22 protein-coding genes are annotated in these 20,874 nt (G+C 64.5%); 16 read left to right on the forward strand and 6 right to left on the reverse strand.

Going from position 1 to position 20,874, the window contains the following annotated elements:
* Positions 1-38: 38 nt before the first annotated feature.
* From TACI_RS00520 to TACI_RS09130, 3 genes are all read right to left on the reverse strand, one after another.
* Positions 39-485 carry an Lrp/AsnC family transcriptional regulator gene (locus TACI_RS00520; RefSeq protein WP_012868860.1) on the reverse strand — a complete coding sequence of 149 codons (447 nt, stop codon included), beginning with the start codon at positions 483-485 and terminating at the stop codon, positions 39-41.
* Positions 486-559: 74 nt separating this feature from the next.
* Complete coding sequence (locus tag TACI_RS00525; protein WP_012868861.1) at positions 560-1,045, reverse strand: hypothetical protein; 486 nt, start codon at positions 1,043-1,045, stop codon at positions 560-562.
* Between the two features lie 45 nt (positions 1,046-1,090).
* On the reverse strand, positions 1,091-1,261 hold the full coding sequence (locus tag TACI_RS09130) for a hypothetical protein (RefSeq protein ID WP_012868862.1): 171 nt from the start codon (positions 1,259-1,261) through the stop codon (positions 1,091-1,093).
* Positions 1,262-1,394: 133 nt separating this feature from the next.
* Here TACI_RS09130 and TACI_RS00530 point away from each other — a divergent pair, with 133 nt between their 5' ends.
* The 7 genes from TACI_RS00530 (at position 1,395) to TACI_RS00560 (ending at position 8,293) form a co-directional block, all read left to right on the forward strand.
* Positions 1,395-2,051 carry a metal-dependent transcriptional regulator gene (locus tag TACI_RS00530; RefSeq protein WP_012868863.1) on the forward strand — a complete coding sequence of 219 codons (657 nt, stop codon included), beginning with the start codon at positions 1,395-1,397 and terminating at the stop codon, positions 2,049-2,051.
* A gap of 45 nt (positions 2,052-2,096) precedes the next feature.
* The gene (locus TACI_RS00535; RefSeq protein ID WP_012868864.1) at positions 2,097-2,333 is read left to right on the forward strand and encodes a ferrous iron transport protein A; all 237 of its coding nucleotides are present in this window, start codon (positions 2,097-2,099) and stop codon (positions 2,331-2,333) included.
* 43 nt (positions 2,334-2,376) lie between these two features.
* On the forward strand, positions 2,377-2,664 hold the full coding sequence (locus TACI_RS00540) for a FeoA family protein (protein ID WP_242601117.1): 288 nt from the start codon (positions 2,377-2,379) through the stop codon (positions 2,662-2,664).
* Positions 2,661-4,667, forward strand: coding sequence for a ferrous iron transport protein B (gene feoB, locus TACI_RS00545; RefSeq protein WP_012868866.1), 2,007 nt, complete (start codon positions 2,661-2,663; stop codon positions 4,665-4,667). The genes TACI_RS00540 and feoB overlap by 4 nt, the downstream gene beginning before the upstream one ends.
* Positions 4,668-4,683: 16 nt before the next feature.
* The gene (locus TACI_RS00550) at positions 4,684-5,370 is read left to right on the forward strand and encodes an HD-GYP domain-containing protein (RefSeq protein ID WP_012868867.1); all 687 of its coding nucleotides are present in this window, start codon (positions 4,684-4,686) and stop codon (positions 5,368-5,370) included.
* A 201-nt stretch (positions 5,371-5,571) separates the two neighbouring features.
* The gene (locus TACI_RS00555) at positions 5,572-7,437 is read left to right on the forward strand and encodes a HAMP domain-containing methyl-accepting chemotaxis protein (protein ID WP_012868868.1); all 1,866 of its coding nucleotides are present in this window, start codon (positions 5,572-5,574) and stop codon (positions 7,435-7,437) included.
* A gap of 31 nt (positions 7,438-7,468) precedes the next feature.
* Positions 7,469-8,293 (forward strand): Cof-type HAD-IIB family hydrolase, encoded by an 825-nt coding sequence (locus TACI_RS00560; RefSeq protein ID WP_423218548.1) that lies wholly within the window; start codon positions 7,469-7,471, stop codon positions 8,291-8,293.
* A 41-nt stretch (positions 8,294-8,334) separates the two neighbouring features.
* On the opposite strand, the gene deoC is transcribed toward TACI_RS00560, so the two are convergent.
* Both deoC and TACI_RS00570 read right to left on the reverse strand, forming a co-directional pair.
* Positions 8,335-9,006, reverse strand: a complete 672-nt coding sequence (deoC, locus tag TACI_RS00565) for a deoxyribose-phosphate aldolase (protein WP_242601118.1) — start codon at positions 9,004-9,006, stop codon at positions 8,335-8,337.
* 48 nt (positions 9,007-9,054) lie between these two features.
* Positions 9,055-10,284 (reverse strand): tetratricopeptide repeat protein, encoded by a 1,230-nt coding sequence (locus TACI_RS00570; protein ID WP_012868871.1) that lies wholly within the window; start codon positions 10,282-10,284, stop codon positions 9,055-9,057.
* 504 nt (positions 10,285-10,788) lie between these two features.
* Between TACI_RS00570 and TACI_RS00575 the strand changes: the two genes are divergently transcribed.
* From TACI_RS00575 to TACI_RS00610, 8 genes are all read left to right on the forward strand, one after another.
* Positions 10,789-11,676, forward strand: coding sequence for a DUF2156 domain-containing protein (locus tag TACI_RS00575; protein ID WP_242601119.1), 888 nt, complete (start codon positions 10,789-10,791; stop codon positions 11,674-11,676).
* A gap of 27 nt (positions 11,677-11,703) precedes the next feature.
* Complete coding sequence (locus TACI_RS00580) at positions 11,704-12,222, forward strand: type 1 glutamine amidotransferase domain-containing protein (RefSeq protein WP_012868874.1); 519 nt, start codon at positions 11,704-11,706, stop codon at positions 12,220-12,222.
* Between the two features lie 201 nt (positions 12,223-12,423).
* Positions 12,424-13,623, forward strand: a complete 1,200-nt coding sequence (locus TACI_RS00585; protein ID WP_012868875.1) for a DUF3798 domain-containing protein — start codon at positions 12,424-12,426, stop codon at positions 13,621-13,623.
* 194 nt (positions 13,624-13,817) lie between these two features.
* A complete protein-coding gene (locus TACI_RS00590) occupies positions 13,818-15,011 on the forward strand; it encodes a DUF3798 domain-containing protein (RefSeq protein WP_012868876.1) in 1,194 nt (397 codons plus the stop codon).
* A 137-nt stretch (positions 15,012-15,148) separates the two neighbouring features.
* Positions 15,149-16,768, forward strand: a complete 1,620-nt coding sequence (locus tag TACI_RS00595; RefSeq protein WP_012868877.1) for a sugar ABC transporter ATP-binding protein — start codon at positions 15,149-15,151, stop codon at positions 16,766-16,768.
* Positions 16,761-17,807, forward strand: coding sequence for an ABC transporter permease subunit (locus tag TACI_RS00600; protein ID WP_012868878.1), 1,047 nt, complete (start codon positions 16,761-16,763; stop codon positions 17,805-17,807). Before TACI_RS00595 ends, TACI_RS00600 begins: the two co-directional genes overlap by 8 nt.
* A complete protein-coding gene (locus TACI_RS00605; RefSeq protein WP_012868879.1) occupies positions 17,804-18,907 on the forward strand; it encodes an ABC transporter permease in 1,104 nt (367 codons plus the stop codon). Before TACI_RS00600 ends, TACI_RS00605 begins: the two co-directional genes overlap by 4 nt.
* Before the next feature lie 5 nt (positions 18,908-18,912).
* Positions 18,913-19,308, forward strand: a complete 396-nt coding sequence (locus tag TACI_RS00610) for a DUF6672 family protein (RefSeq protein WP_242601120.1) — start codon at positions 18,913-18,915, stop codon at positions 19,306-19,308.
* 98 nt (positions 19,309-19,406) lie between these two features.
* On the opposite strand, the gene TACI_RS00615 is transcribed toward TACI_RS00610, so the two are convergent.
* A complete protein-coding gene (locus TACI_RS00615; protein WP_164925070.1) occupies positions 19,407-20,264 on the reverse strand; it encodes a methyl-accepting chemotaxis protein in 858 nt (285 codons plus the stop codon).
* Between the two features lie 91 nt (positions 20,265-20,355).
* Between TACI_RS00615 and cobO the strand changes: the two genes are divergently transcribed.
* Entirely contained in the window at positions 20,356-20,871 is a 516-nt protein-coding gene (cobO, locus tag TACI_RS00620) for a cob(I)yrinic acid a,c-diamide adenosyltransferase (protein ID WP_012868882.1), read from the forward strand.
* Positions 20,872-20,874: the final 3 nt, after the last annotated feature.

Below are 20,874 nucleotides of genomic sequence, written 5' to 3' on the forward strand. Positions count from 1 at the left end.
CGCCCCCCGGCGGGGATCCCGGGGGGCGGAGACCAAAACTAGAGCCTGAGGCCCCCGCTGCGGCTCTTGTATCGCTTTAGGATCAGGTGGGTCTGGACCCGGGTTATCCCCTTGAGGGAGTAGACGTGGTCCAGCACGAACCGCTCCAGGTCCTCCATGTCCCGGAGGAGGGCGTGCATGTGCAGGGTGCTGGAGCCGGTCATGAGATAGAGGTTCTCCACCTCGTCCTTCTCCGCCAGGGCGTGGGCCACCGAGTCCAGGTGGAAGGGCTCCACGTCGATCTCGAAGAAGGCGGACACGTGCTTGCCGGTTGCCTCGGGGTTTATGGTGACCGTGAAGGCCTCTATTACCCCCTCCTGTCGGAGCCGGTCGATCCGTTCCTTGATGCTAACCCGGGTGAGGCCGTACTTGCGCCCCAGCTCCGCGTAGCTGATCCTGCCGTCCTCGGTGAGGTCCTGAAGGAGCTTCAAGTCCAGTTGGTCCATCCGCAACATCTCCTAACGGTGGTCTCCTGTGAGGGCGCGACAAGACTAACAAAAAAAGGCCAACCTTGGAAGCGTCACCGTAACAGCCCCAGCCTGCGGGCCTGGGAGGCCAGGTGGCCGGAGGTGGCCCTCCCGTCCAGGACCTTGAGCACCAGCAGGGCCCCATCCTCCCCCCGCACGAAGGCGAAGACCGGCACCTCCCGGACCTGGATGGCCCGGAAGATCCGATCCCCCGGGTCCACGTAGCCTTGGACCTTGAAGCCCCACTCCCGCCATCGCTCCTCCAGGTACTCCCTGGGAGGGTAAGAGGTGGAGACCGGGATCACCTTAACCTTCCCCTTGAGCCCCCCCAGGGCCTCCCGGATCCCATCCCGGCAGGACCTGCAACCGGGGGAGAAGAGGATCAGGAGGGCCCCATCCCCGGGGGACACCAGGGACCTAAGCCTCGCCTTCCCGTGGGAGCCGATGGGGGAGAGGACCGGGTCCTCAATGCGAAGCGGGGCCCCTTGCGAGGGGGACCAGAACGTAAGCAGCAGGGCAAGACACAGAAGGATCCTCATGGCTGGACAGGGGACCGCCGGGAGATTCCCCCGGCGGCTTGGACCCTAGGCCTCCACGTTCAGGTTGTTGCCTATCCCCATGCTTCCCAGGAGCTTGTTCAGCATGTCCACCTGGAGGGCCTCGGTGGCCTTTAGGACCTTGTTGGCCGTGGCGTACTGGATCTGGACCCCGGTCACCGCCTCCCGCTGGGCCTGAAGGGCCGATACCATGTCCATTCGCACCACCTCCTCTGGGTCTTCTTGAGAGATTATCGTCCCTGGCGGTGAAAAGATAAACCCCCTTGACCTTTGGGCCCCGGTGGTGTACCCTTCGGGTGAAGTTTGATGGCTAAAACACGGGAGGTTCCTCATGTCGTCCAGGCGCTCGGAGGACTACCTGGAGGAGATGCTGCTCCAGGAGATCCAGGGGGGCACCCCCTCGGTCACCGGCCTAGCCAGGGCCCTGGAGGTGACCAAGGGCACGGTGGTGTCGGTGCTTAAGAAGCTGTCCTCCGAGGGGCTCCTGTCCCATGAGAGGTACGGCACCCCCGCCCTGACCGAGGCGGGCAGGGCCAGGGCGCTCTCCATCTACCGGAGGCACTACAACCTCGTCTTCTTCTTGGAGCTGCTGGGGGTGGATCAGGACAGGGCCGGCCGGATCGCCTGCGAGATGGAGCACCTGCTGGACGATGACTTGGAGGGGCGGATCTTCGCCCTGTCGGAGTTCATCTCCCAGGGGATCAAGGCCTCCGAGGGGTGGGCACGGGAGCTTCAGGAGAGGCTCTCGAACCCAGGGACCCTGCCCCATCCCCTGTGTCTCGCCGGCTCCCGGACGTGCAGGGTGGTCCGCATCACCGCCGAGGGGCCATTGAGGAAGCGCCTGATGGAGATGGGGTTCATCCCCGGGGCATCGGTGGAGCTGGCGGGAGAGTCCTGGGATCGGGACCCGCTCAAGGTGAGGCTCCAGGGACGGGTGGTGGCGTTGAGGCGGGACGAGGCGTCCCGGGTCTGGGTGACCGAGGCTTAGGGCGGATCCCCGCCCACTAGAGAGGGATCGACGGGAGGTGTCGTCATGTGTCCGCTTTCTTCCGCCCGGGAGGGGGAGGAGTTGTCGGTCATGAGGGTGTCGCTGGACCAGCACGTGGCCCGGCGGCTCGGCGAGATGGGGCTGGTGAAGGGGGCCTCGGTGAGGCTGGTGAGCCGGGACGAGTCCTCGGTGGTGGTGTCCGTGGGGGGGAGCCGGCTGGCCCTGGGGGGGCAGATGGCCCGTTGCATATGGGTAAGCCCCTGTGCCCACCGGCGGCCCTGAATTTTTTTAAGCGCCAATAAGTTTTATGCATCAAACAGAAGAGGTGATCGGAGTGGAAATGAAGCTTCTCTCGGATGTGCCCCTGGGGGGCGTGTGCAGGGTGTCGGGGTTCGCCCAGTCGGGGCCCGTGAAGACCCGGGTGCTCCAGATGGGTCTGGTGCCCGGCACGGTGGTGGAGGTGATGCGCCCAGCTCCCATGGGGGATCCCATGTCGGTCCGGTTCCGGGGCATGGAGGTGAGCCTGAGGCGTCAGGAGGCCTCGGCGGTCCGGGTGGAGATGGTGTCCCCCTGCGGGGGTTGCGCCGGCTGCTGCGGGGGGTGCACCATATGAGCGCCGTGTGGGCCCTGGCGGGCAACCCCAACGTGGGCAAGACGAGCCTCTTCAACGTGCTCACCGGCTCCCGCCAGAAGGTTGGAAACTGGCCGGGGGTGACGGTGGAGAGGAAGGAGGGGCGGGTCCGGCTCTCCCGGGGTGAGGCGGTGGTGGTGGACCTGCCGGGCATATACGGCCTGGGGGCCACGTCGGTGGACGAGCAGATCGCCAGCCAGTTCATCTCCCAGGAGGAGGTGAAGGGGGTCATCCTGGTGCTGGACGCCTCCTGCCTGGATAGGAGCCTGTACCTGGCCCTCCAGATTCGGGAGAGGGGCAAGCCGGTGCTCTGTGCCCTCAACATGGTGGACCTGGCGGAGAAGCGGGGCATAAGGGTGGACCTTAAGGCCCTGGAGGGGGCCCTGGGGGTCCGGGTGGTGCCCACCGTGGCCCGCACCGGCCAGGGGGTGGAGGATCTGCTCCGGTGTCTGGAGGAGGAGTCCCTGCCCGGAGGGACGATCCAGGTGGACTACGGCCCGGAGTTGTCCACCTCCCTGGCCAGGCTGGAGGGTTTCCTTGCCTCCCACGCGGACAAGCTCCCAGTGAGCCCCCAGGTGGGGGCGGTGATGGCCGCCGAGGGGGATCCCCGGATATGGGCCCTGCTGGAGGACCACCGGGAGCAACTGGACCAGCTGGTCAGGCGGGAGAGCCTGCGGCTGGAGGAGGCCATGGGCATGGACCTGGAGACCGCCTTGATGGAGCGCCGGTGGGCCATGGTTAGCTCCATCGCCTCCCGGTGCGTCACCTTCGACCCTTCCGCCAAGGCCTCCGACAGTCTGGACGACCGGCTGGACCGGATCTTCACCAACCGCTTCCTTGGGCTGCCCCTGTTCCTCCTGGTGGCCTGGGGGATGTTCAAGCTCACCTTCGCCCTGGGAACCCCCCTGGCGGACCGGCTGGACGAGCTCTTCGGCTCCCTGGGGGAGTGGGCCGGCGGGGTACTCCAATCCGCCGGGGCGTCGGAGATCCTCATGTCCCTGGTCTCCGACGGGATAATAGGAGGCATCGGGTCCGTGCTGGTCTTCGTGCCCCACATATTCATCCTCTTCGCCCTCATATCGGTTTTGGAGGACTCGGGCTACATGGCCCGGGGGGCCTTCGTGATGGACCGGGTGATGAGGGCCCTGGGCCTCCACGGCAAGAGCTTCATCCCCATGCTGCTGGGCTTCGGCTGTAGCGTGCCAGCCATGATGGCCACCCGGATCCTGGACAGCCCCAGGGACCGGAAGATAGCCCTGCTCTCCATACCGTTCATATCCTGCTCCGCCCGGCTGCCGGTGCTGGTCCTCTTCGCCGGCGCATTCTTCCCCCATGCGGCGGGGAACGTGGTGTTCGGCATGTACCTCTTGGGCATGGGGGTGGCCATCCTGTCCGCCAAACTCTTCTCGGGCACCATCTTCAAGGGGGAGCCCTCCCAGTTCATCATGGAGCTGCCCCCCTACCGGTTGCCCCAGCCTAGGGCGGTGATCATGAGCGCCTCCACGCGGGCCATGGCCTTCGTCCGGAAGGCGGGCACCTTCATCTTGGGCACGGTGATCCTCATCTGGGCCCTGGCGAACCTGCCCCTGGGTGTGGAGTACGCCTCGGAGGAGAGTCTCATCGGCCGCTTGGGCTCCGCCATAGCCCCCCTCCTGGAGCCCCTGGGCTTCGGCTTCTGGCAGGCGGGGGTCTCCCTGGTGTTCGGGTTCCTGGCCAAGGAGGTGGTGATAGGCGCCTTGGGCACCGTGCTGGGAGTGGGGGAGGAGGGACTCTCCTCCGTCCTGGGGGGCCTCTTCAGCCCCGCCAGCGCCCTGGCCTTCATGGTGATGACCCTCCTATACGTGCCATGCGTGGCCGCCATGGGGACCCTGTACAAGGAGAGCGGCAGCCTCAAGTGGGCCCTGTTCGGTGCGGTCTACAGCACCTCGGTGGGGTACCTGGCGGCCCTCCTGACCTACCGGCTGGCCCTGGTCATGGGTCTTTAAGGGGGGGACAAGGTCCATGAACCTTCAGACCTCGACCCCGGAGCTGGACCAGTCCCCCTGGGGGGCCTGGCGGCAGTCCGACCCCTTCCGGCGATACCCGGTGATGTGGCTCCTGGATGGGAACACTCGGCTCCACTCCATCCGGGTCATGGGGATCGCCGTCCGGATCGGCAGGGCCGCAGGCCTCGAGGGACCCCGGCTGGAGACCCTCTCCACTGCGGCGCTCCTCCACGACGTGGGGAAGGTGAAGGTCCCCGAGGGGGTTCTGCTCAAGGGGGGCGTCCTGAACGATCACGAAAAGGCCATGATCCAGCGTCACCCGGTCCACTCGGCGGAGATCCTCTCCTCCGAGGGGTTCGACCCGGAGGTGGTGGAGGCGGTGCGGCACCACCACGAGAGGTTCGACGGCCGGGGATACCCGGACGGCCTGTCGGGGAACCGGATCCCCCTCCTCTCCAGGATCATAGCCCTGGCGGACTCCTTCGACGCCATGACCTCCCACCGGCCATACCGGAGGGCCATGGGGGTCTCCCAGGCCCTGGGGGAGATATGGCACCACCGGGGGGACCAGTTCGACCCCATGCTGGCGGAGCTCTTCGTGGCCCTCTTCGACGAGAGACCCTTGGAGGGAATCCCCTGCGATCCCCATGTGCCCCACCGGGACCTGATGCACTCCGTCCGGGTCCACCGGGAGGCGTGCTAGACATATAGATGGGTCGAGAACCGAAAACCAAAATTTGACGCGCTACGGTCGGTTGTCCGTTCCTTCCTCCTTCGAAGGTCCAGGGCCCCGGGGTCACCCGGGGCCCTGGACTGTTGCGGATCTCTAACGTCCCCTTAGGGAAATCTAAATGCTTATGGGCTATATATCCCGGGTGAGACATGAAGAACGGAGGGATCCAGGATGATCTTTTTTCGATCCTTAGGAGTTAGGGGCAGAGTTCTTTTTCTCCTTGGGGCCTCCCTTGGGGCACTTATTGCGGTGGGATCCTTGGGCTGTCTGTCCACCCGGGGGGTTCTATCCTCCATGGAGGCAATGAGATCCCGATGCCTGGATTCGGTCCGGGAGCTTACGCGAATGGAGGCAAATCTCGCCAAGGCGAAGGGCAACGTCTACGATCTGATCTTCCTGGATAGGACCAAGGAGAAGGACGCGGTAACCGCTGATATAGCCGAGTGGGAAGTGGAGCAGTGGAGCTCCCAGTGCCGGGAGCTGATAGATAGGTTCAAGGGGGCTCCGCTGGATTCCTTCGAGGCGGAGCGGCTGGAAGCTCTCGCTGACGCCATGAAGGAGTGGGACTCGGTCAGAGGCATGACTTTGAAACTGGCGAAGGAGGGGAGGCGGGATGAGGCGCTGGTGAATTTCAAGGAGGAGGAGCTGCCCGCCATGTCCAAGGTGCTGAAGGGGCTGGAGGTGCTTGGGGATCACAGATCGGAGCTGGCGGGGGGCATATCGTCCCGGGTGGCCCGCCGGGCCTACCGCTGGTCCCTCCTGGTGGCTCTGATCGCCGCCGGCGCATTCTGGGGACTCCTTGTGCTGGGGTTGTCCCTATCCAACTCCATATCCAAGCCCCTCGGCGGGGTGATGGACGCCATGGATCGACTCTCCCGTGGAGACGTTGCCCCTTCCGGTGACTCCCTGGTGGACTCACCGGTGCCCGAACTGTCCCGTCTTGCCCGGGGGGTGGCCAATGCGGTGGAGCAGGTGAGGGATTCGATCCTGGAGGTTCGGCGTTGTGCCCGGGAGCTGCTGGACCGGTCCTGTGAGTTCACGTCCTTGTCCGAGCGGGCCGGCGAGGGGGCCGCCCGGGCGGCCCAGGGGGTCGATTCTCTGGCGGAGCGGCTGGAGGAGCTGATGGAGTCCTCCCGATGCATGGCCGCATCGGTGGAGGAGCTGTCCCAGGGGGTACAGCGGCTGTCCCATAGTTGCGCCCGGATGGTCCGGCAGTCCCAGGAGGCCCGGTCCGCAGGCCTACTGGGGGCCCAGATGGTCCAGCGGCTGTCCCAGGGGCTGGAGGGCATGGCTTCCCACGCGGAGGGGGCCGCCCAGAGGTTGGAGGGCCTTGACAGGAGGGCGTCGGATATCCGGGGCTTCGTGTCCCGGATAGAGGAGCTGTCGGATCAGACCAACCTGCTGGCGCTGAACGCCGCCATAGAGGCCGCCCGGGCGGGGGACCAGGGCAGGGGGTTCGCAGTGGTGGCCGAGGAGGTCCGGAAGCTGGCGGAGGAGACCCGGGGGGCGGCGGTGACCATAGCCCAACTGGCCCAGGGGATCCAGGGGGACGTGGCCTCCGTGGCGGAGGCGGCTAACGGGAGCCTCCATGGGTGTCTGGCCTCCAGGGACCTGGCGGAACAGGCCCGGGGGGCAATAGATACCATGATGGGCCTGCTGGAGGAGATGAGCTCCGACACCGGGGAGCTGGCGTCGGTGGCGGAGCGGCAGGCGACCTACAGCCAGGAGATGGCCGCCACCGTCCGGGATATGTCCGCCATGGCAGGCCAGGCCTTCCTGGAGTCCCGAAGGGTCAGGATGGAGGTGCAGGGTCTTGAGGAGGAGGCCAACCTGGTGGCCCTGGGAGCCAGGGAGGTGGAGGCCCTCTCGTACGCCCTGGGAGAGGCGGTGGGGCGCTTCCGAGTGGAGCCGTCTCTGACCCAGGTGGATCTGGAGGTGGACAAGCCTTTGGAGAAGGACCAGGGCCTGGTGGATATGACCCCATGGGTTGAAAAAATCCCCCTGGAGGGTTACCCTTCCCATGTGGCGGCGATATGATTAGCCAACTTTAATTGATCTGGAGACAGAGGTGAAGCGGTTGATAAGGCTCTTGGCTTTGGACATGGACGGCACCATCCTGGATGAGGGGGGAGTCCTACCCCCCCGGAGGGCGGAGCTGCTCCGGGAGCTGGCGGATGAGGGGATCAGGATAACCTTCGTCACCGGCCGAATGTTCCGCTCCGCGGTCCGTTACGGGGAGATGGTGCCCCTTGGGGCCCCGTTGGTGGCCTACAACGGGGCCATGATAGTGGACCTCATGGGGGTCATGTGGTACCACGATCCGATCCCGGAGGAGGAGACCAGGCGGGTGCTGGGTTTCTTCCGGGACTGGGGGGTATACGTGCAGGCCTACAACCGGGAGGAGCTCTGGGTGGAGGAGGCCACATCCCCCGCGTCCCGGTACTACGCCCGGCTGTCCGGGGTGGAGCCCACCCAGGTGGGGGATGACCTGTACAGGGGAGGCTTCGCCTCCACAAAGATCCTGGCGGTGGAGGAGGACCCAAAGAGGATGGAGGAGCTGATCCGGGAGGCCAGGTCCAGTTTCCCGTCCCTGGACTTTTACACCTCCAAGGGACAGTTCCTGGAGGTGATGCTGAAGGGGGTCAACAAGGGCAGGTCCCTGGAGATGCTGATCTACTTCCTGGGGATCCAGAAGGACCAGGTGCTGGTCATGGGGGACGGGGACAACGACAGCCACATGCTGAGCTCCTTCCCCAACTCGGTGGCGGTTGCCGGTGCCTCCGATCTGGCCAAGAGGTCCGCCCGGTTCGTTGTGCCCCAGGGGGCGGAGCCGGTGGAGTGGATAAGGGATAACGTCATCTGCGGTGCGGAGCCCTGCCGCTGCGGCGGTTGAGGCCCGGGGGGGAGGTTCGCCTCCCCCCCGGCTTCGGTGACCTACCTGAAGCGCTTGTCCCACTGGTCCAGGATCTCCAGAGAGGAGCTGGTGCCTATCCGGTCCGCCCCGGCGGAGAGCATGGCCAGCATCTTGCTCAGGTCCCTTATGCCCCCCGAGGCCTTCACCCCCAGCCGGTTGCCAACGGTCTTCCGGATCAGCCGTACGGACCACTCCTCCGCGCCGCCGAAGAACCCGGTGGAGGTCTTCACGAACGACGCCCCCGAGTCCCGGGCCAGCTGACAGGCCTTCACTATGGCCCCCTCGTCCCACAGGGCGGTCTCGATTATCACCTTCACCGGGCGCCCTTGGGCGGAGGATATTACCGCCTCAACGTCCCGCTGGACCTGGTCGTAGCTGCCGGAGGCGAAGAGGGACAGGTTCATCACCATGTCGATCTCGTCCGCCCCGTCGTCCACGCACATCCTGGTCTCCAGCACCTTGGCCTCCGTGTAGGTGCTCCCCAGGGGGAAGCCCACCACCGCCACCACCTTGGTCCTGCTCCCGTCGGTCACGTTGGCCGCCATCTTGACGTGGCAGGGCTGCAGCACCACCGCCCCCAGCCCGGCCTCCACCGAGTCGGATATCCCCCGGCGGATGGCGTTCACATCCGTATCCGGCTTGAGGAAAGCGTGCTCTATCTTGGCCGCCAGCTCCCTGCGATCCAAATTCATCACCTCCGCGGTCTTAATCGGCGCTTTCATGTTATCACGTCACGGCGTCTAGTTGGGTTCCACCCGGACCCACAGGTCCGGAGAGACGTCATCCACCGGCAGGAACCCCCGGTGGACCACCAGGGCCCGCCTCTCCCCCTGGTCGGTGACGCCCCCCAGGTCGGATACGTAGAGGGTGAGGCCTCCACCCTTGAGGCAGTAGCGGTAGCCCAGGTGGTCATGGGTGTTCTCCTGCCAGATCTCGAACCTGTCCTTGAACCGATCCTTCATGAAACTCATGGTGCCGATCCCGTCGTAGGTCTTGTAGCGGTCAGAGGAGCTCTCCACCTGGACCACCGTCCCCGTCGGGTCGAACAGTATTCTAAGCCCCGGGTATTTGACCCCCGGCTGGTCCTTGAGGGTGACCGAGTTGTAGGTCCAGACCTCGTACGCCCTGCCGGACACGTCCAGCCCGTCGGATCCGTTGGGCTCCCCCAGGGTCTCCAGCACCTGGTCCCGGCTCATTCCGATCTCCACTGGCCCCAGGGACCTGCCGGGCACCACCAGAAGGTTCCGGTCGTTAGGGATGCCCAGCATGGCGTTGGCCGCGTCCAGCCCGTGCCGGGCCCCCCGATGATCCGGCGAGAGCTCCAGGGTGCGCTCGAAGGCCCACCGGGCCCCCTCGAAGTCCTTGAGCTGGAAGAGGTCCTTGGCGTCCATGAGGACCCGCTCCGGGTCCCTATCCCGCTCGGCGGACAGCTTGAGGTGCTTGATGGCCATATCGTGGCTTCCCACCCGGCGGTACGCCTCCGCCAGGAGGCGGTTGGAGTAGGGGGAGGAGCTGGAGAGCTTCTGGGCCCTCTTGAGGGGGCCTAAGGCCTCCTCGGGGCGGCCCAGGCTTAGCAGGATCCGGCCCTTGCCCAGCAGGGGACGCGGGTCCTTGGGGTCCAGTCGGGACTGGAGGTCGAAGCTGTCCATGGCGTCGTTGAGGCGCCCCAGCCTCTCCTGGCAGAGGGCGATCCGGAGCACCACGTCCTTCCTCACGGGCCTCAGCTGGTACACCCGCTGATAGACCGGGAGGGCCTCCGCGTACCGGCCCGCCCGATAGAGGTCCTCCGCCTCCATGAAGAGCCTCTCGGGGAGCACCTTGGTCCTGTAGTGCCACCACCCGCCGCCCAAGAAGGCCATGAGCATCACGAGGCCTATGAGCCCCAGGGTCCCCTTTGAGACGGTCCTGGGCTCCTTTGGGGGGGGGTTCTCCAGTGGGGGCTCCTCCGTCCTTTGCTGGTCCTGTCTCATGGGGCCGATCCCTCCGTTTTGGTTTAAGTATCTTTTCTTCCACAGGGTAGATTTTACCAGACCCCGGCGGGGGGGACATATAAACAAAACAGGGCGGCCCGTTTCTTTGGGGCCGCCCTGGATGAGAGAGGGGAGTGGAGAAGAGGGGATTTGATCCCCCGGTGGTCTACATGGCCACCCTGCGGATCAGATCGTAGATATCGCTCTCAATCTTAGCATTTCCGGCGAGAACCATTTCCATCTTTATTATGTAGTTGGGATCGAAGATCATTTCTCAATACACCTCCTTGATTTTCTTTCACTGGCCGTGATCCGGCGGGTCTCTCTTTTTCGTGAACAAATGATACGCCTGGGTTTATTGTCTGTCAACACGCTACTTTTACCCCAATGGGGCGTTTCCGGTTGATTTTTGTGGAGTTTCGCCCGGGTTCCGGCGGCGCACCTTGGATTTGTAAGGGGCGTTGGCGGAGGGGCGGGGATGTGGGATAATCAACACAAAGGACGGTGTGGGTCTTGGAATATAATAGGATATCTCTGTCAATGCAGGACGACTACCTGGCCCTGCTGGACCTAACGGGCTCCGTTACCGCGGACCACTGTTTCCCCGTCCTCTTCGGCTGGGACCAGGCACTGGAGTATAGGCTTATGTTCCACGATGGCCTCTGCTGGATAAGGCAGGAGAGGCCCAGGCCCGTATATCTGGCCCCGGTGGGGGACTGGCAAGGCCGGGACTGGGAGCGGGAGCTGGCCCTACACCTGCCACTCGGGGCGGAGGTGCTGTCCGTGCCTGAGGAGCTGGCGCTGGAGTGGGGGCGACAACTCGGTGGGCGGATCCTTCTGGAGGAGGACAGGGATGCCTTCGAGTACCTGCATCTCACCGAGGACCTGGCGCACCTCAAGGGGAACCGCTACATGAGGAAGCGAAACCACGTTAACCGGTTCGCCAGGCAGTTCGGCTACCGGTACGTGGAGATGACCTCCGGCGACCTGGAACGCATCATGGACTTCCAGCGCCGGTGGTGCGCCGCCCGGGACTGCAGTGGGTCCTTCGTGCTGGAGGGGGAGAACCGGGCGATCATGCGAGTCCTGGATAACTACCAGGCCCTGAGGGGCCTAGTGGGGGGATACGTGGAGGTGGGAGGCTCCGTGGTGGCCTACGCAATCGGGGAGGGCCGGGGTGATACCCTATTCGTTCACTTCGAGAAGGGGGACCCCGCTTACGGGAGCGTCTACCAGGTGATAAACCGGGAGTTCGCCCTCCACAACCTGGGCTTCAAGTTCCTGAACCGGGAGGAGGACATGGGTGACCCGGGTCTCAGGGATGCCAAGATGTCCTACCTGCCCATGGACTTCGTCCGGAAGCACCGGGCGGTGCTCCGTCCAGGGAGCTGATCGGGACCTTAGAAGGGAGGAGATGGGATGGACCACAAGAAGGTGATGTTGCTGGTGGAGGACCTCTACGAGGAGATGGAGCTCTGGTACCCCAAGTATCGGCTGGAGGAGGCGGGGTACCAGCCAGTGGTGGCGGGCCCCGAGGCCAGGAAGGTCTACTCGGGCAAGCACGGCTACCCCTGTAGGAGCGACGCGTCGGTCTACGACCTCAAGGACCAGGACTTCATGGGGATCGTCATCCCCGGGGGCTTCGCCCCGGACAAACTCCGCCGGATCCCCAAGGTGCTTGAGCTGGTGAGGAACTTCATGGCCTCCGGCAAGCTGGTGGCCCACATCTGCCATGGGGGCTGGATCTGCGCCTCCGCCGAGGTGGTATCCGGCTTCCGCCTCACCTCCACCCCGGGCATAAAGGACGACCTGGTGCACGCCGGGGCCCTCTGGACCGACGAGCCGGTGGTAGTGGACCGGAACATGGTCTCCAGCCGAAGGCCCGACGACCTCCCCCTCTTTATGGCCGAGTGCCTTAAGTTCCTGGGCACCCGATAGCCTGACCTCACACCCGGGCGGCCTGGCGCCGCCCATTTTTTTACCCCTTTACCCCCTAGCGATGGGGGAAGAAGCCCCTCACCTTTGCTGACTAGGGGCTCGATTAGAAACATTTCAGATATATCAGCCCCCTTGACAGGCGGGGGAGTCAAATATATTTTAGCCTCGTCAGCGTCTTAAACGATCATTCAGAAGGGGGTATTGAGGTTGAGGAGGCTCGGCTGGCTGGCTCTTTCGGCGCTGTTGGTGCTCTGGGGTGCGTCCTGTGCCCTGGGGGCTCCCAAGTTTCACATCGGCATCGCCACCCTGACGGTGTCCCAGGCGGAGGACACCCTGAGGGGGGCGGAGCGAATGATCCAGGAGTACGGGGACGTGGCCAAGGGGGGCATGATAAAGCACATAACTCTCCCGGACAACTTCATGTCCGAGATGGAGACCACCATCTCCCAGATCGCCAGCTTTGCGGACGATCCCCTCATGAAGGTGGTGGTGGTTGACGATGCCATCCCGGGCACCACCGAGGCGTTCCGCCGCATCAAGGAGAAGCGGCCGGACATCCTCTGCCTGGCGGGAGAGCCCCAGGAGGACCCGGGGGTGATCTCCTCCGTGGCGGACTTCGCCATCGGGGTGGACAACATAGCCCGGGGGTATCTCATAATCCACACCGCCAAGCAGCTGGGGGCCAAGACCTTCGTCCACATCTCCTTCCCCCGGCACATGAGCTACGAGCTCCTCTCCCGCCGGAGGGCCATAATGGAGGCGGCCTGCAAGGACCTGGGGCTCAAGTTCGCCTTCGAGACCGCCCCGGACCCCACCAGCGACGTGGGGGTGGCGGGGGCCCAGCAGTTCATCCTGGAGAAGGTGCCCGCCTGGGTCAAGAAGTACGGCAAGGACACCGCCTTCTTCTGCACCAACGACGCCCAGACGGAGCCGCTGCTGAAGCAGGTGGCCGCCTACGGGGCCATCTTCGTGGAGCCCGACCTGCCCAGCCCCATCATGGGCTACCCCGGTGCCTTCGGCATAGACCTCTCCAAGGAGAAGGGCAACTGGCCCGCCATCCTCAAGAAGGTTGAGGCGGCGGTCATCAAGGCGGGCGGCAAGGGCCGCATGGGCACCTGGGCCTACAGCTACGGCTGGAGCACCGTCTGCGCCCTGGCGGAGTACGGCAAGCGGATCGTGGAGAAGAAGGCAAAGCTGGGCAACCTGGAGGACCTGTGGAAGTGCTACGACCGCTACACCCCGGGCGCCAAGTGGAACGGCCAGCTCTACCGGGACGTTAACACCGGCGTCAAGATGAAGAACTTCGTGCTGGTCTACCAGGACACCTACGTCTTCGGCCGGGGCTTCATGAACGTCACCTCCGTGAAGGTGCCGGAGAAGTACTTCAAGATCAAGAAGTAGTGCGAAGATTCCGCGACCTGCATATAGCTTGATCTCAAGCGGGTCCCGGCGGATGGCCTTGTGAACAGGTCATTAGTCGGGGCCCGTTGCGGGTTGAATCCTTCAGATCTACGGTGCGGCGGTTGACTTGCTGCGTGCATGGTGATAGCTTTAGCCCAGGGAGTTAACCATTTTTGGAAAGGGGAGGTAGTTCAATGCGAAAGCGGCTTCTTGTGGCTCTCGCGGTGGCGGCCCTCGGGGCCCTCTTGGCCCTTCCGGCCTTCGGGGCGGCCAAGTTCCACATCGGAGTGGTGACCGGCACGGTCTCCCAGTCGGAGGACGACCTGAGGGGTGCCGAGCGGCTCATCAAGGAGTATGGGGACGTGGCCAAGGGGGGCATGATCAAGCATCTCACCTATCCGGACAACTTCATGTCCGAGATGGAGACCACCATCTCCCAGATAGTCGGCCTGGCAGACGATCCCCTCATGAAGGTCATCGTGGTCAACCAGGCGATCCCGGGCACCACCGAGGCGTTCCGGCGGGTCAAGGAGAAGCGGCCGGACATCCTCTGCTTCGCCGGTGAGCCCCATGAGGATCCGGGGGTCATCGAGTCCGCCGCGGACCTGGCGATCAACGCGGACAACGTGGCCCGGGGCTACCTGATCATCGCCGCCGCCAAGAAGATGGGGGCCAACGCCTTCGTCCACATCTCCTTCCCCCGGCACATGAGCTACGAGCTCCTCTCCCGGCGCCGCAACATAATGGAGGCGGCCTGCAAGGACCTGGGGCTCAAGTTCGCCTTCGAGACCGCCCCGGACCCCACCAGCGACGTGGGGGTGGCGGGGGCCCAGCAGTTCATCCTGGAGAAGGTGCCCGCCTGGGTCAAGAAGTACGGCAAGAACGCCGCCTTCTTCTGCACCAACGACGCCCAGACGGAGCCGCTGCTGAAGCAGGTGGCCGCCTACGGGGGTTACTTCGTTGAGGCGGACCTGCCCAGTCCCCTCATGGGCTACCCCGGTGCCTTCGGCATAGACCTCTCCAAGGAGAAGGGCAACTGGCCCGCCATCCTCAAGAAGGTTGAGGCGGCGGTCATCAAGGCGGGCGGCAAGGGCCGCATGGGCACCTGGGCCTACAGCTACGGCTACGCCACCACCGCCGCCCTGGGCGAGTTCGGCAAGCGGATCGTGGAGAAGAAGGCAAAACTCAGCGACTTCAAGGCCCTCATGGCCTGCTACGCCAAGTACACCCCCGGCGCCCAGTGGAACGGCAGCTACTACGTGGACATGGGCACCGGCGTCAAGAAGAAGAACCACGTGCTGGTCTACCAGGACACCTACGTGTTCGGCAAGGGCTACCTGGGGATGACCTCCGTCAAGGTGCCGGAGAAGTACTTCAAGATAAAGTAGCGGAGCTCACCAGATGCAGGAGGGGGGAGGGGGGTCTTGCCTCCCCCCTCCTGTCGTGACCCCCCCTTGAGCTTTCTGGGGCAGAGCTCCCCCTCTGGGGGCCCCTATGCCTAGATCTAGAGAGAGGTGTGAGCGATTTGGCTTCTAACGAGCCCATTCTGAGGCTTGAACACGTGGGGAAGGAGTACTTCGGCAACCGGGTCCTCTCAGACGTGTCCTTCACCCTAGGGCCCGGGGAGATAATGGGCCTGGTGGGTGAGAACGGGGCGGGAAAGACCACCCTGATGAAGATCCTCTTCGGAATGCCGGTGATTCACCAGACCGGGGGCTACGATGGCAAGATCTTCTTTGAGGGCCGGGAGGTAAGCTTCAAGTCCCCCTTCGAGGCCCTGGACGCGGGGATCGGGATGGTGCACCAGGAGTTCTCCCTGATCCCGGGCTTCACCGCCACGGAGAACATCCTGCTGAACCGGGAGTCCACCCGGTACAACCTGCTGGTGGAGGTCTTCGACGATCGGCTCAGGACCCTGGACCGACCGGTGATGCGCCAGCGGGCCCAGAGGGCCATCTCCACCCTGGGGGTTGAGATAGACCCGGACACCCTGTGTTCCGAGATGCCGGTGGGACATAAGCAGTTCACCGAGATAGCCCGGGAGATCGACCGGTCCAACACCAAGTTGCTGGTGTTGGACGAGCCCACCGCGGTGCTCACCGAGTCGGAGGCGGAGATCCTCATAAAGGCGGTCCGCAACCTGGCCGCCAAGGGCATGTCGGTGATCTTCATATCCCACCGCCTCCAGGAGGTCATAGACCTCTGCGACAAGATAGTGGTCCTCCGGGACGGTCACGTGGTCCAGGAGGCCAAGACCTGCGACGTGACGGTCCGGCAGATCGCCGGATGGATGGTGGGACGCAAGGTGGAGGAGTCTCACCGGGAGGAGGGGGAGGTCCGCTCCTTCGGGCCCACCATCCTCTCGGTCCGGAACCTGTGGGTGGACATGCCCGGGGAGACCGTGAGGGACGTGTCCTTCCAGGTCCGCCAGGGGGAGATCTTCGGCATCGGCGGCCTGGCGGGGCAGGGGAAGCTGGGCATCGCCAACGGGATAATGGGCCTCTACCCGGCGGGTGGCGCGGTGGAGCTGAACGGCAAGCCCATAAGGCTCAACGACCCGGAGGGCTCCCTCAGGGCCGGCATGGCCTTCGTGTCCGAGGACCGGCGGGGGGTGGGGCTCCTGTTGGACGAGGGCATCGACTGGAACATGGCCTTCACCGCCATGCAGATCCAGGAGAAGTTCATCCGCCCCCTGCTGGGGGGTCTGGTGAAGTGGCGGGACGACCGGGCCATAGAGGAGTGCGCCAACGAGTACATAAAGGCCCTGGAGATAAAGTGCACGGGCCCCAAGCAGAGGGCGGTGGAGCTATCGGGGGGCAACCAGCAGAAGGTGTGCCTGGCCAAGGCCTTCGTGGTGCGCCCGGAGGTGCTCTTCGTGTCGGAGCCCACCCGGGGCATCGACGTGGGGGCCAAGAAGCTGGTGCTGGACACCCTGAGGCGGTACAACCGGGAGTACGGCACCACCATAGTGATGACCTCCTCTGAGCTGGAGGAGCTGAGGTCCATATGCGATCGGATAGCCATAGTGGACGAGGGGCGCATCGCCGGGGTGCTACCCGCCCAGGCCCCGTCGGAGGAGTTCGGCCTCCTCATGATGGGGGAGATAAAGGTTTCTACGGAAGAGAAGGTGAAGGCCTGTGAATGACAAGCTCAGATCCTTTATAGAGGCCGCCGGGTGGCCAAGGGTTATAATAGGCCTCTTCCTCCTCTCCCTGTTCGTGGCCGCCCCGTTCGTGGGTGTCCGGGTGGACACGTCCCTCAGCGACACCCTGGTGCGGGTGGGGATGAACGGGGTGATGGTGCTGGCCCTGGTGCCTATGGTCCAGTCCGGTTGCGGACTCAACTTCGGCCTGCCGTTGGGCATAATCGCCGGCCTGGTGGGGGCGGTGACCAGCATCGAGATGGACGTGCGGGGGCTGCCAGGGTTCCTGGTGGCCATGGCCATAGCGATAGCCCTGGCGGTGGTGCTCGGCTACGCCTACGGCCTCCTGCTCAACCGGGTCAAGGGGGACGAGATGATGATAGCCACCTACGTGGGCTTCTCCTCCGTGGCCCTCATGTGCATGGCCTGGCTGCTCCTCCCCTACAAGAGCCCCAACATGATCTGGGGCTACGGGGGATCGGGGCTGAGGACCACCATAAGCGTCCAGGGGTACTGGCTCAAGGTGTTGAGCGACTTCATGAGCTTCAACGTGGGGCCCTACTTCTACTTCCCCACCGGGATGTTCCTCTTCTTCGCCCTCATGTGCTTCCTCATGTGGGCCTTCTTCAAGACCAAGACCGGAACCGCCATGACGGCGGTGGGGTCCAACCCGGAGTTCGCCCGGGCCTGCGGCATCGACGTGGACCGGATGAGGATCGTGTCGGTGGTGCTCTCCACCGTGTTCGGCGCCATCGGCATCCTGGTGTACCAGCAGAGCTTCGGGTTCATCCAGCTCTACATGGGGCCCTTCTACATGGCCTTCCCTGCGGTGGCCGCCATACTTCTGGGGGGCGCCTCGGTCAACAAGGCCTCGCTGCTCAACGTGATCGTGGGGACCTTCCTCTTCCAGGGGATCCTCACCATGACCCCGTCGGTCATCAACAGCATAATGCAGACCGACATGTCGGAGGTCATAAGGATCATCGTCAGCAACGGCATGATCCTCTACGCTTTGACCAGAAAGGTGCAGGTTAAGAGATGAAGGACGCCAACGTGAAGGAAAAGATCCAGCGGCTTCTCATAAGCAACGCGGTGCCCATCATCTTCGTCCTCCTGTCTGCGGTGGCGATCCCCCTCTCGGGGTTCACCCCCCAGTACCTGATCCAGGAGATGATGACCCGGGTGGCCAGGAACTCCTTCCTGGTGCTGTCGTTGCTGATCCCCATCCTGGCGGGCATGGGGCTCAACTTCGGAATGGTCCTGGGGGCCATGGCGGGGCAGATAGGGCTCATCCTCATCTCCGACTGGTCCGTGTCGGGCCTGCCGGGGATGCTGCTGGCGGCCCTCATCGCCACCCCCATAGCGGTCTTCTTGGGCTGGATCTGCGGCACGGTGCTCAACCGGGCCAAGGGGCGGGAGATGGTGACCAGCTACATACTGGGCTTCTTCATCAACGGCCTCTACCAGCTGGCGGTCCTGTACGGCATGGGGAAGCTGATCCCCATCCGGAAGGCCGAACTGGTGCTCTCCCGGGGCTACGGGATCCGCAACGCCATAAACCTCCAGGGCATAAGGCACTGCCTGGACGACCTGATCCCCCTCAAGATCGGGGACATGAGCGTCCCCCTGGCCACCTACCTGGTGATCGCCGCCTTCTGCCTCTTCATCCTCTGGTTCCAGAGGACCAAGCTGGGGCAGGACATGCGGGCCATAGGCCAGGACATGGCGGTGGCGGATTCGGCGGGCATACCGGTGGAGCGGACCAGGATCATCGCCATCATCATCTCCACCGTTCTGGCCTGCTACGGGCAGATAATCTTCCTCCAGAACATCGGAACCATGAACACCTACAACAGCCACGACCAGGCGGGCATGTTCGCCATAGCGGCCCTGCTCATCGGGGGCGCCACGGTGGCCAGGGCCACCATCGGCAACGTGTTCCTGGGAGTGGTGCTCTTCCACCTGATGTTCGTGGTGTCCCCCATGGCGGGCAAGCAGCTCATAGGCCAGGCCCAGCTGGGAGAGTACTTCCGGGTCTTCGTCTCCTACGGCATAATCGCCATCTCCCTGGCGCTGCACGCCTGGAAGCGGCAGAAGGATAGGGAGCGGGCTCGGCGGTCCCTGCGGGGCCAGGCGGCCTGAGGGAGGTGACCAAGTTGACCAGGCGAAACGCTGTAAGGCTCGCCCTCCTGGCGGCCCTGGTGGCCCTGGGGGCCCTGCTCTTCCTCCTGGGCAAGGAGCACCAGCTCTTCATCGACAACCAGAATGTCACCGTCTCCGGCCGGGATCTGGCCCCCATCGAGTCCCTCCGGGTCTCGGTGGCGGGGGGCGAGCCCATGGAGTTCATGGCGGACGACCGGGACGTGACGGTGGTGAGGGGCCCCAGGGCCTCCATAAGGGTGGAGGTGCTCGACCAGGACGGCAAGGTGCTCAAGACCGTGGACGCCTCCCTGTCCTTCTCCTTCGAGGACCGGGCCATGATATCCCTTCCCGCCCTGGTGGAGGGGCTACCGTACCGGCTGGAGCCCCCGGGGGCCCAGTAGATCAACCCCAACCCAGTGTCAAACAGATCGAGCGGGGGGCCGGACCCCCCGCTCGGCTTGCCTTCCCTCACCCCTGGCCGATCCTCCGGCGGCGACGCCTACAGCAGCTTCTCCAGCCGCTGCTCCACCTCCTGGGCGGACCTGATCATGCTGGAGAGGGTCTCCACCTTGCCCTTTAGCCCCTCGATGGCCTTGACCCTCTTCTCTGCCACCTGGCTGAACTGCTGGATCGGCTCCGCCAGGGTCTTGGCGATGCTGGCGATGTCGGTCAGCACGTCGCCCACCTCCTGGACCGATGCGGTGGTCTGCTCCGCCAGCTTCCGGACCTCGTCGGCCACCACCGCGAAGCCCTTCCCCAGCTCACCCGCCCGGGCGGCCTCGATGGCGGCGTTCAACCCCAGCATCTTGGTCTGGCGGGCTATGGCGTGGATGGTCCCCACCAGCTCGTCGGACCGCTGGGTCTGCTGGGACAGCTTGTCCATGCTGTCCAGCATGGGCCTCATGGTGGCCTCCACGTCCTTGTTGCCCGACGCCAGCCCCTCGAAGGCCTCCTTCAGGGGCTCCAGCACCTCCTCCAGCCGGCGCCTTAGGGAGGCGATCTCCTCGATCTGCCGGCGGATAACCTTGGAGTTCTCCTCCTCCCGGGCTATGATCTCGTACATGAACCGGGCGTCGCCGGAGCGAAGCAACCCCGTCCTGGGGGATTTCTTCTCCTCCGCCTCCTTGGCCACCGAGTCCCTGCCGGTAACCTCGATCACCAGGTCCAGGGGCTTGGAGAGCAGGTCCTCCATCCGCTTGTAGGTGGGTATGTGGTTGGCCCTCGCCTCCCTCATGGCCGGGGCGTCGTCTGACAGGTCCACCACCCCGGCTATCTTGAATCCAAGCCTCATGAGGTGCCTCATTATCTTGAGCGCCCCGTCGCCGCCTCCGATGAAACCGATCTTCATGTCCGTCATGTGCGCGAACCCCCTCGCCAAAGGTCTCGGGCCTTCTGGTATCCTTTGAATGAGCCATTAGATTCTATCAGAAATTCGGGGGTGTTTTTAAGTGGGCATGGTTCAGGTTTACACCGGTAACGGAAAGGGGAAGACCACCGCCGCCATAGGCCTGGCGGTGAGGGCGGTGGGGCACCGCATGAGGGTGAAGATGATCCAGTTCCTGAAGGGGTGGGACTTCTACGGGGAGATAGAGGGGACCCAGGGCCTTCCGGGCTTCGAGCTGGTCCGGACCGGCACCCCGGACTACGTCCCCAAGGGGGGGGCAAGGCCCATCGATCACCAGGAGGCCCGGCGGGGGCTGGAGCTGGCCCGGGAGGCGTTGAGCTCCGGAGAGTACCAGCTGGTCATCCTGGACGAGATCAACGTGGCCATGGACTACGGGCTGGTGCCGGTGGAGGATGTGCTGGAGGCCATCGCCAACCGGCACCCGGACACGGAGGTGGTCCTCACCGGTCGCTATGCGCCGGAGGAGGTGCTGGAGGTGGCGGACCTGGTGACCGAGATGAGGGAGGTGAAGCACCCCTACCAGCGGGGGATCAAGGCCCGGCAGGGGGTGGAGTACTGAGGG

The organism is Thermanaerovibrio acidaminovorans DSM 6589 (genome assembly GCF_000024905.1).
Classification (GTDB): Bacteria; Synergistota; Synergistia; order Synergistales; family Synergistaceae; genus Thermanaerovibrio; species Thermanaerovibrio acidaminovorans.